6 protein-coding genes and 1 tRNA gene are annotated in these 11,874 nt (G+C 34.5%); 6 read left to right on the top strand and 1 reads right to left on the bottom strand.

What is annotated here, in order from left to right; all coding sequences use genetic code 11:
• The first annotated feature begins 77 nt into the window (after positions 1-77).
• The 3 genes from H5T45_06260 (at position 78) to H5T45_06250 (ending at position 1,733) form a co-directional block, all read left to right on the top strand.
• Positions 78-275, top strand: coding sequence for a hypothetical protein (locus H5T45_06260; protein MBC7129313.1), 198 nt, complete (start codon positions 78-80; stop codon positions 273-275).
• A tRNA-Glu gene (locus tag H5T45_06255) sits at positions 276-348 on the top strand.
• 38 nt (positions 349-386) lie between these two features.
• A complete protein-coding gene (locus H5T45_06250; protein ID MBC7129312.1) occupies positions 387-1,733 on the top strand; it encodes a hypothetical protein in 1,347 nt (448 codons plus the stop codon).
• On the opposite strand, the gene H5T45_06245 is transcribed toward H5T45_06250, so the two are convergent.
• Positions 1,730-3,226: a hypothetical protein gene (locus H5T45_06245; protein ID MBC7129311.1), complete on the bottom strand. Its 1,497-nt coding sequence runs from the start codon at positions 3,224-3,226 to the stop codon at positions 1,730-1,732. The two genes, H5T45_06250 and H5T45_06245, sit on opposite strands and share 4 nt — an antisense overlap.
• 135 nt (positions 3,227-3,361) lie before the next feature.
• Here H5T45_06245 and H5T45_06240 point away from each other — a divergent pair, with 135 nt between their 5' ends.
• From H5T45_06240 to H5T45_06230, 3 genes are all read left to right on the top strand, one after another.
• Positions 3,362-6,937 (top strand): DUF11 domain-containing protein, encoded by a 3,576-nt coding sequence (locus H5T45_06240; GenBank protein ID MBC7129310.1) that lies wholly within the window; start codon positions 3,362-3,364, stop codon positions 6,935-6,937.
• Positions 6,938-6,953: 16 nt separating this feature from the next.
• Positions 6,954-10,664, top strand: coding sequence for a PQQ-binding-like beta-propeller repeat protein (locus H5T45_06235; GenBank protein MBC7129309.1), 3,711 nt, complete (start codon positions 6,954-6,956; stop codon positions 10,662-10,664).
• Between the two features lies 1 nt (position 10,665).
• Positions 10,666-11,874: hypothetical protein (locus H5T45_06230; GenBank protein ID MBC7129308.1), on the top strand; the 1,209-nt coding region annotated here is incomplete at its 3' end.

Genomic DNA, 11,874 nt, shown 5'->3' with positions numbered 1-11,874 from the left:
CGGCTCTCGAGGCCGCCGCCTTTCCGCTAGGCTATCCCAGCATAATTTTAATATTTGTGATTTTTATTAACCTTACTATGGAAGTTGAGGTTGAGACAAGAGAAGGGAAAAGGAAGGTTGAGATAGGCAAAGATGCCACTGGCGAGGATTTGCTTGCTTTACTTGGAATGATGCCAGATTCATCCCTTATAGTTGTTGATGGAAAGCCAATTCCTTATACTGAAAAGATAATTGGGAAAAAAATAAAAATAATAAATGTTGCTACTGGTGGATAAGCTCCCGTGGTGTAGCGGCCAATCATATCGGCCTCTCGAGCCGAAGACCCGGGTTCAAATCCCGGCGGGAGCACTTTCGCAAAAATTATTAAACCTTCCTAAATTAGGGGCATGAAGAAATTGCTGGTTTTGATTATATTGCCCCTTTTTATCCCTTTTAGTTATGAGAAAAATGGAATTCCAGACTGGGCGGATGGATATTTTACTGGGGAAGTTAAAATAATGAATAAGGGGTGGGGGGAGATTGAAGGTTATATATGTCTTGGAAGAAATGATTTCAGCGGAAATATTTCAGGGGTATTCAAAGGAAAGAAAGAGATTAAATTTGAAGGGTTTTTCTATAAAAATATTTTTTTCTGCAAGCCATTTTTTGGAATTTTAAAAAGAGATGAAAAGAATTTCTATGCATCAATTTTTGGAATTATTAAGGTGGAAGGAGAATACTATGCTTCATTTCTTCCAAAACCAAGAGGAAATTATAATGTGGGAATTAAAGAAATCTATCTTATAGATTACGAAAGAGAAGAAAAACTTACAGAAAGAGAAGATGATAAAAGAGAAATGATGCTTTATTTATGGTATCCTACTGAAGAAAACGATGGAAAATTATATGAATATATGGGCAAGGAAACATTCAGTTGGCTTCTAAAGCAATCTTCTCTTTTCTGGATTCCAGAAAATGCATATGAATATGTAAAAACTCATTCTTTTATCAATGCAAGATTTGCAGAAGGAAAATTTCCTCTTATAATATTTTCTCATGGTTATAGAGGGTATCCATCGATGTATACCTCAATGATTGAAGAGCTTGTGAGTCATGGCTTTATAGTTGCTGGTATATGTCATCCATATGTTGCTGGTATAACAGTATTTCCAGATGGAAGGGTAATAGAAGTAATGGATATATCCCAGCATTTAGAAACAGCCTTCAATGAAGTAATTGGGGACATAAATTATACCATAGATTATCTCCTCAAAGAATTTCCCGAAAAAATAGATAGTGATAATATAGGAATATATGGGCATTCATTTGGAGGAGGAGCGGCATTAAGCATGTGCGAAAATGAGCGCATAAAGGCGGGGCTGGCTCTTGATGGCTATTTCAGGGCGGACAGGGCGGAAAAGCCATTTTTTATGTTTTTTGTTGAAGGGAGGTTTGAGGAGGATGAATATTTGCAGGGTTTATGGGAAAATACAAGTATTGCATTTGCGGCTGTTGTAAATGGCTCTGCTCATTATGATTATACTGATTTGCCTGTCTTGATTTCTCATTTTGCTCCAAATATTCCAAAATATATTATACCTGGATTTGGAAAAATAGATGGAAAAAGATTGGTTAATATTGTAAATAAATTTACTCTTGAGTTTTTTAATGTGTATTTAAAGGGGAAAGGTATTGAAGAATTACTCTCGCTTGGAGATGATTTTGAGGAAGTGCTGTTTTATTATAAATTTTAATCATCAAAATATGTCAAGCTTAAAGTATTCCAGTCATCAAAATCATTCATTCCATGGCTTCCATCAGAATAATCTACAAGAATGTAGGTATAGCGATAATTCATGCAGCTTTTATAGGGAGTATATTTCCAATAAGCAAATTTCCATGGATACATTGTATCTGGATTATCAACTCCTGGATTCCATATATCAAGTGAATGACCAGTTTCATGCATGAAAACACTTGCATAAACTATATCTCTATCCACAAAGAATAGTTGTCTGCATTTTTCCTCTATATATTTTGTTGAAATCTGCCACATATCTCTTTTTACTGCATAGCCATTGAATCCAGCATCATAAACAATAACTGCATAGTGAAATACCCCTTTTCTCCACGAGCTTTCATTGTTATGCAGGAAATATTTATTGTAATAATTGTCCAAATCTCTTCCAGTTACAGATTGTTTAAAGGGTAATTTTTCCCCTCCTCCCATACATCCGTCATCTAAATGATAAACTATGTTATGTTTATTATAAGCAGTTTTAAGCATTTCTTTTGCTCCATCTGGCAATACGCTTTCCTTTATATTATCTCCTCCATCCATTTCATCAACTTCAATAAAAAGATCTTTTCTAAAAGGATCAGAACCCCACTGGCTTGTCAGATATTCCTCATAATTGCTGAGCCCATCTTCATCTGGGTCAAGATTTTTGTGGTCATCCCATACAAGAGGGCTGTATTCCCATCTATCCTCAAAGCTTCCATTCCACCAGTTATAGCGGAAGTAATGTCCCCACTTATATTCCCATTCTATTGGAACACCATCATTATCAAAATCCTCTCCTCTATTATCTTTTGTTGGGTCTGTATGAAATACATTTACCTCTATCCAATAAGGAATTCCATCTCCATCATAATCATTTTGATAAATTGAAAAACCAATCTCGCAATCTCTGTTATTTTGATAAATGCTGTTATCATCGCAACCATTTGCGCGCCCGTAGCCGCTTAAATCCTTCATCCAGTAGCTGCTCGGTGAATTGAAATCATCGCCAAACCAATGACCAGATTTTATGCTGTATGTTAGATTTATATCCATGCTGTATGGGTAATCATCTATGTTATCACTTATATCGCAAAGTTTATCAACAACATCTTTATCCCATAGCTGGATGATTATATCAACAAATTCTTCATCATCTGGCACATCTGCTTTTGCTGACCATTTTTCATATACATATTTCTGATTTTTCCATACAGGACTTGTGAATTCTTCACCATTTATAAAAACTTTCACATAGAAATCTGGGTCGCTGAATTCATCTATTTTATCTATAGTTCTATGGAGATATTTTGTTTCTAGGGAGCGAATGTAGTTTATCTCAACTGTTAATTCTATATCAACTAATGGGTCAAAATCTTCTGAAATTTTTACATTCTTCTCCTTATTTATAGAAAGGCTAAATGGTAGCAGAAATACTGCAACTGAAATTGCGATTATTTTTTTCATGCTGAAATATAGGGATGGGGTATAAATTTTCTTCGCATAAAAAAGGAATAAATTCGTAATAAAAAATATAAATAAAAAATTATATAAATATTAATCGAATATTGAATTGAGGCATATGCTAAAAAGGTGAGTTAGATGAGGAAGAGGTTTTTAATTGGAACCTTAGGAATAATATCCGCAATTATTGTTGGGCATGCGATTTTTGAGACATTGAGCGCGCCACCTGGTGGGTGGCCAAGTTCATGGACACTGATTGATACAGACCCAGATGAAGGTGGAACTGATAACCATCGAGATGTTCTGAATGTTTATATAGCAATGGATGAAAATTATTTGTATTTAAGATTATGCTGTGTTAATCCACCAAATTTTACTCAACACCCAGATTTAAGGTATAAATGGTTTATAGATTTGAATGGAGACGGATATCTCTCAGGAGGAACTGTTTATGGCAGTGAGTATTTATTTTTTGTTGAAGATACAAACAATGATGGGATTGGAGATGTTTATCTTTTAAAGGATTTAAATGGAGATGGAATGTTTAGCGAGTGGAGTGGTAATTACAGCGGAGGTTTGATAACAAATTCATCTATTGCTGGATATGAAATAATTGGAAATTGTATATTATTATATCTAAATTGGAGCGCATTAGGAGTTCCACCACCTTTTTATCTAATTTGCTGGGCAACAGATCAAGAAAATCCAAATCTTGAACAAGCACCTAACTTAGATAGACCAGATGATGCAGATATACCACTTGGACCATTTTTCCCACCACATGTTTATTTAAGCATAGAAAAAGATGATAATCCTGACCCAGTTTATGCTGGAGGAAAATTAAATTATACCATATGGGTGAATAATACAGTTGGGATAAATCTTACAAATGTAACTCTTATAGAAACATATGACTCAAATGTAATCTTTAATTCCTCAAGCCCGCCACCAACGCAAGGAAATAATATATGGATTTTCAATTTATCTGTTAATTCTTCATGGAGCGTAAATATAACAGTAGATGTAAATTCATCTCTTCCAAATGGAACAATATTGCATAATTATGTAAATGTAACATATGGAAATCTATCTCAGTTAAAAGGAGTTTATAATGAAACATGGGAAAATACAACGGTCATATTTGCACAATTAAATCCAAGCATAAGCATATCAAAAGAAGCATATCCAGATACAATTCATTCAGGAGAGCAAGTTAATTATTGGCTAAATATAACAAATAATGGAGATTGCGATTTAACAATTACAAGCATAGTTGATAATCAGAGCTTATCATTTAGCTATAGCAGTGGAGATGATGGAGATGGAGTTTTTGAGCCAGGAGAAACATGGATATATACAAATACAACTACATTAAGCCAGGATACATGGAATAAAGTAAATGTAACTGCTCAAGATGAAACTGGCTATGAAGTATATGATGAAGATGAGGCATTTGTAAATGTAATAGCTCCAAGCATAAGCATATCAAAAGAAGCATATCCAGATACAATTCATTCAGGTGAGCAAGTTACTTATTGGCTAAATATAACAAATAATGGAGATTGCGATTTAACAATTACAAGCATAATTGATAATCAGAGCTTATCATTTAGCTATTCATCAGGAGATGATGGAGATAATATACTTGAGCCAGGAGAAACATGGATATATACAAATACAACTACATTAAGCCAGGATACATGGAATAAAGTAAATGTAACTGCTCAAGATGAAACTGGCTATAATGTTTATGATGAAGATGAGGCATTTGTAAATGTAATAGCTCCAAGCATAAGCATAGAAAAATATGTAAGCAAGGATAATTCATCGTGGGGAGAAAGCATAACAATTCATTCAGGAGATACAGCCTATTGGAAGATTGTTTTAACAAATAATGGAGATTGTATTCTTTACAATGTTTGGGTAAATGATAGTGGAAATAACAATTATATTGGCACAATTGGAATAGGAGAAAGCGTCGAAATCTACTGGAATTCAGCATATTCATCTGATTTCACAAATACTGCAAATGCAAGAGGAGAAGATATTCTCGGATATGAAGTAACAGATAGCGATTCAGCAAGTATAGATGTAATAGAAGACGCACCTAATATTTATGATCCAAAGATAGCGGAAGATATAAATGGTTTGCCTCTTGAACCAGGGGATATCATAAGATACACAGCATGGATTAATAATACAGGTAATGTATCTTCAAATGATAATCCTGGAAATGAGTTTGAAGACGAAATTCCATCTTGCACTACCTATGTTGCTAATTCATTGGAAATAAATGATTTACCTAATGACGATGACATAAGCGATGGAATTGGATACGATGCAGTAAATAACAAAATAATATGGAACGGAATTATTCCTGCGCATGGCTCTATAAAAATAAGTTTTGTTGTTAGAGTTAATCTTAATGCAACATGCTCGATTATTTCCAACCAAGGAATTGTTTATTATGATAGCAATGGAGATGGTATAAATGATGCTTCTCAGCCAACCGATGATCCAAATACATCAGAAGAGACCGATCCAACAGATCTAAGGCTTGATATAAATCCACCATGGTCATGGATTGTAATAAAGGAAGATCCAGCCCAATTTGTTCCAGGAGTTTGTACAGTTAATATTTATGCTGCTGATGATTTTAGTCCATGGAAAATTTTCTATGTTATTTACGGAAGGAATAGTAGTAAGGAAATAAGGGAAGGGGAGTGGAATACAACAGTTAGCTTTGTTTGGATATTTACAGAAGAAGGAAATTATACTATCGAATATTGGGCGATTGACGCCGCCGGAAACGAAGAAAGCCCGCATAATTTCGCTTCCTATGTTGTTGATTTTACTCCTCCATCTGTTGAACTGAGATTTGAAGGGCTGTGGGAAGCATCTGTTGATAGATATTATATCTCTTCTTCCACGCTTATATCATTTTATGCATATGATGAAGGAAGCGGAGTTAAGAGAATAGAATATAAGATAGATAGCGGGAATTGGATGAAATATGCTTCTTCATTTACTTTGGATGAAGGGGTGCATGAGATACATGTAAATGCATATGATATGCTAAACAACAGAAATTTTAAGAAATATGTAATGGAAATAGGGGGTGAGCCATTAACTAAATGCGTTGTTGAGCCACCGGATGGAAAAAATGGATGGTATACAAACCCTATTAAGGTTAAACTTGAAGCGATAGATAGCGCAAGTGGTGTTGCAAAAACATTTTATAAGATAGATAATGAGGAATGGATTGAGTACGCAGATGCCTTTATTATTGGTGAGGGAAAGCATGAATTATTCTTTTACAGCATAGACAATGCTGGCTTTATAGAAAAACCGAAGAAAGTTAGTATAAATGTCGATGCATCTCCACCATCAATAATTGTAGAAAAACCGAAAAGTTGGATATATATAGCAAATCGCCCGATAATACCATTTATTAGACCAGTAATAATAGGGAAAATTGATTTAATCATTAAGGTAAATGATGAAATATCAGGTGTGACAAAAACTTCATTATACATCGATGGCATGGCAAAATTGGAGGATTATGTAAAAGAAATAAGATATACAATAGAGGAAAAATTATATGGTTTTCATAAAATAAAAATAGTTTCAACGGATTTGGCAGGAAATGATGCAATTAAAGAATTAAATATGTTTATAATATCCCAAGTTAGAATGAATAAATTTAAAAGCTAATAAATAATTTACTTTAATGATTTCAAAAAAGCATGTGTGCTTGTTTATAATATTACTCGTATGTGTTATTTTGTATAAAGGGGAGGCAATCGATAATACCTCTCCTGTAACAGTAAAAACATATTATGGGCCACTATATGAAAAGGATGGAATTGAATGGATAAGCAATTCCACAGTTATATGGCTTAATTCAACAGATGATAATTCTGGGGTTAGATATCTCCACTATGAAATATGGGAAGATATTAATAATGACGGAGTAATTGATATAATCATAGAGAATAGAACAATTAATGATAATGCTCCGGGGGATATGAATAATCAAACAAAAAAGATATCTGTAATGATAGGAATAAATAGAGAATGTCTGCATAAACTGGAATTTTATGCTGTTGATTGGGCGGGAAATGTTGAAAAGCACGGCTTTTATCTTATCAAAGAATGGAATTATACATTAGCCTTCAATGTTGTTCATGCTCCAAATGGGTGTGTTTTTGGCTCTTCTCCAGCAATTGCAAATTTATCTGGAGATGGAAAATTGGAAATAGTTTGTGGGAGCGATGAAATAACAAATTTTTATCCGGAAATAAATGCAACTGCAAGAGGAATATGGAGATGCTTCAATTATAATGGAAGCATTCTTTGGGCTCTTGATACAAGGACAGATGAATCAAGAAGCTCGCCAGCAATTTATGATATAGATGGAGATGGAAAACTTGATGTTGTTGGGGGAACAACAAGCGGCTGGCTCCTGGAAGCCATAAATTTCAATGGAACATTTAAATGGACATTTCCTCATGTTACAGGAAATGCAACAGGTGGAAATTATGTCTGGCATTCTTCGCCTGCAATCGGTGAATTAAATGAAAGTGTAGGTGGCTTGGAAATTGTGATAGGTAATAATCCTTTTAAAAATGTATGGTGCTTTGATGGAGATAATAGCGATGGAATAGATGAAGGATTTAGCTTGCCCCTTAATGGAGATGGCACTTCTCCTTATTTTCCTGGTTATCCAAATCATATAGGATATGAAGGGATTGATTGGGATGTTATATGGGTTTTCAATACATCTGGAAATATTATTTCAACTCCAGCAATTGATGATGTTGATAATGATGGAAAAAATGAAATAGTTTTTGGCTCTGCTGATGGAAAAGTTTATATATTGAATAGAGAGGGCTTGCAAGAATGGAATTTTACTACAGGAGGAGCGGTTTATTCCTCGCCCGCAATTGCCGATATTGATGGAGATGGCTATAAGGAAATCTTAATTGGCTCTACTGATGGAAAACTTTATTGCTTGCAATGGAATGGAATAACTGGCTTGCAAGAATGGAATTTTACTACAGGAGGAGCGGTTTATTCTTCGCCCGCAATTGGAGATATAAATGCGGATGGCTTTTATGAAATAGTTTTTGGCTCAACCGATGGCAAACTATATTGCCTTTCAAGAAATGGAATAATGCTCTGGAATTTTACTACAGGAGGAGCAATTTATTCCTCGCCTGCGCTGGCATCTATATCAGGAGGGGTGCTGGAGTGGCCAATGTTCAGGGGGAATGAGAAGAGGACGGGGCTTTATAGCGGTGTGGGAGGGAAACTTGATATATTTGTGGCATCTGAAGATAAGTATATTTATGAAATTGATTGCAATGGTAAGCTAGTTGATAAGTTTTTGACAAATGGTAGGATAAGGACATCTCCAGCAGTGGCTGATGTTGATATGGATGGACTGCTAAACATACTTTTATATGATTGGGGGAGAGAAAATGCGAGTAACGATACTTTCTGGTGCTTAGAAAGAGGGGTTAAGAATGTTAATATTATAAGGGTGGATGTTATACCACCTGTTACAAATAAAACTGTTCTAAGCGATGATGTATATAATATAACAAAAGAAACAGATATATGGCTGAATGCAACCGATGCAGGAAATTGCTCTTCTGGGGTTAATTATCTTTATTATGAAATATGGCATGATAGCAACTGGGATGGAATAGTGGATAGTATGGTAAAAAATGTTACGGTTTATGATAACACACCTTATGATAAAAATCCGAATTTTGGAGAAATAGCTGTTTTGTTTAATTTAACAAACGGAGGAATAAATGAAATAAGATGGTTCTCAGTGGATAATGTCCAGAACAGGGAGGCACAGCACACGCAGAAGCACAATGTTATAGTTGGTATGCCACTGCTTACAATAACAAAGCAGGATAGCAATGATCCAGTTACTCCTGGAAGCTACTTGAATTATACAATAAATGTAACAAATACAGGAAGTGAGAATGCAACAAATGTAATTGTTACTGAAACATATGATAGCAATGTTATTTTCATTTCCTCAAATCCATCACCAAGCTCTGGAAACAATGTATGGAATTTGGGAACATTAAGCGTAGGAGAAACAAAAACAATCAGCATAAGAGTGCAAGTTAAAACACCTCTTGCTAACGGAACAATTCTCCATAACTATGTAAATGTAACTTGCTTGCAAGGAGTAAAAGCTGAAGCATGGGAAAATACAACAGTTACAGCTCCTTCACTTCTCATAACAAAAGAAGGCACACCAGAATTTGTTGAGGCTGGAGCAAATATTTCCTATAGAATAAGAATAAAGAATAATGGGTTAGTGAGTGCAACGAATTTAATTGTAAAGGAAGTATATGATAGTAGGGTAACACTGGTATATGCTTTTCCAATGCCCTCCTCCGGCTTTGACACATGGACAATACCTGTTCTTGTGCCTTCTGCGTCCTATGAAATATTGGTAAGGGTGAAGGTTGCGAGCAATGTGAGCAGTGGTTCGATTATTGTAAATTATGTTAATGTGACATGTGATGAAAATGTTTACGGGGAGGCTTATGCATATACACCCGTTGTTTCGGAGCCACCTTATACCTATAAGAGATTTAATGGATCCGTTGTTAATATATCAAGCGTGGGCAATTATGTTGTGCATTATATTCTTTCAAATACAACAATAGATTTGGTCGCAATTGATAATGGCTCGGGAGTAAATAAAACATTTTATAGGATATTCAAATTTGAAAATGGATGGAAATTGCTTTTTGATTGGAGAGAATACACTGGCTCATATCCTTATAAACCAATAAATCTTGCTGAACTTGGAATTTTGTACGGTTATTCTCCTTGCGGAAAATATGAAATTGAATTTTATAGCATTGACAATGTTGGAAATGTTGAACAAATAAGATGGAATGATGTTTTTGTTGATTGCTTTATTCCCTCATCTATTATTGAGCCAATTCCATATTTAACATATTCTTTACTTATACAGATAAAGGTTAATGCAACTGATATAGGTGTTGGTATAGGAAAAGTAGCTCTTTATTATAGATACAGCCCGGATAATATAAGTTGGACGGAATGGATGCTTTATGGAGAGAAAACAAATAATTTCACATGGACTTTCAATGCAAACCAAACTGGCTACTACCAATTTTATTCTGTTGCTTATGATTTGCTCGGAAATCATGAAGCGTTGCCTAACTCAGACACAATTCCAAAAGCATATTGTAAAGTATATCGTCCATGGGATGTTAATTCTGATGGAAGGGTAAATGCTGAAGATATTTTGTTTGTGCTTGCCCATTGGATGCAAACCCCAAGTCATCCGCAATGGGATGAGAGAGCCGATGTAACCAAGGATGGAATAGTTGATGTTGATGATATCATAGAAATAATAAAGCACTGGACTGGTTAGGATGAAAGCTTTGCCATCTTTTTTCATCTTCTCTTTTACCCTTATAGCTTTTGGATGCAGTGCTAACCTAATAAAAATAGATCCAGATTTTATCATTGCTCAGCCAGGGGATGTGGAGATAAACATTTACATCATCCCTTCGGAGCCAGTCGCAGGCGCCCAGTGCAATTTCTCTTTCAATAAAGATGTTGTTTTTGCTTTAAATGTTACAAATGGGGGAATTTTTGAATACTGGGCAAATGATATATATGAAAATTTTACTAGAATAGATAACCAAAATGGGAGCATATATAATATTGTAGCTTTTTCATCTAATGCAAGTGATAATGAAGGAATATTTGCTAAAATTCTTTTCCGAGCGGAGCATGAAGGATTTTCCTGGCTTAATATAACAGACGCCTTAATATCAGATGCAAACGGTAATAAAACAAGCATTGAAGTTATTAATGGAAGCATTATTGTTGATGCCACACCCCCAAATATAACATTCTATTCTGGAAATGAATTTTTTAGGAGGGAAGTAATTATAAGATGGAAAGCGGAAGATAACTATTTTCCAGAAGAAAAAATAAATTATTCTTATTCCCTAGATGGAGCTGGCTGGAGTGAATGGAGCAACTCAAATGAAACATTTTATGAATTAGATGCAGGAAATTATACATTCATTTTAAAAGCAAAAGATGAGGCGGGAAATATAGCTCAAAAAAATCTTTCTTTTTCTGTTATAGATATTACTCCGCCAGAGATAAAAAATGTAAAAGTAGATAAGATTAATGGGTTTATTAATATATCATGTGATATATCAGACGATTTTTATGTTAAGGAAGTTTTTTTAATTCTAAATCAAATTTATAACTATTCAATGGAAGAAATTAATGGAAAATATTTTTATAATGCTTCCTATCCCATAGGAAAATATGAATATACTGTATTAGCAATAGATAAAAGCGGAAATGAAAACACATCAACTGGAAATTTTTCTATTTCTCCACCATATAAACCTTCTCTCGTCTATCCAGGAAATAACTCCACTAACATCAGCATAAATCCAATCTTAAAAGTGCATGTTGTTGATGTAGATAACGATATTATGAGCGTTAAATTCTATGGTCGAAAATTAGGAAACTTAACTTGGCAATTGCTTGGTATAAATACAAATGTTGCAAACAATAGCAACACATCAATAACATGGTATAATCTTGAATATGGC

Source organism: Thermoplasmatales archaeon (assembly GCA_014361245.1).
Lineage (GTDB): Archaea > Thermoplasmatota > E2 > UBA202 > JdFR-43 > JACIWB01.
The sequence above is the reverse complement of the archived record's forward strand: the minus strand, read 5'-3'. Positions and strand labels throughout refer to the sequence as shown.

Coding starts and splice junctions, on each gene's coding strand:
- H5T45_06260 (MBC7129313.1), top strand. CDS start 78: ATGGAAGTTGAGGTTGAGACAAGAGAAGGGAAAAGGAAGGTTGAGATA.
- H5T45_06250 (MBC7129312.1), top strand. CDS start 387: ATGAAGAAATTGCTGGTTTTGATTATATTGCCCCTTTTTATCCCTTTT.
- H5T45_06245 (MBC7129311.1), bottom strand. CDS start 3,226: ATGAAAAAAATAATCGCAATTTCAGTTGCAGTATTTCTGCTACCATTT.
- H5T45_06240 (MBC7129310.1), top strand. CDS start 3,362: ATGAGGAAGAGGTTTTTAATTGGAACCTTAGGAATAATATCCGCAATT.
- H5T45_06235 (MBC7129309.1), top strand. CDS start 6,954: ATGATTTCAAAAAAGCATGTGTGCTTGTTTATAATATTACTCGTATGT.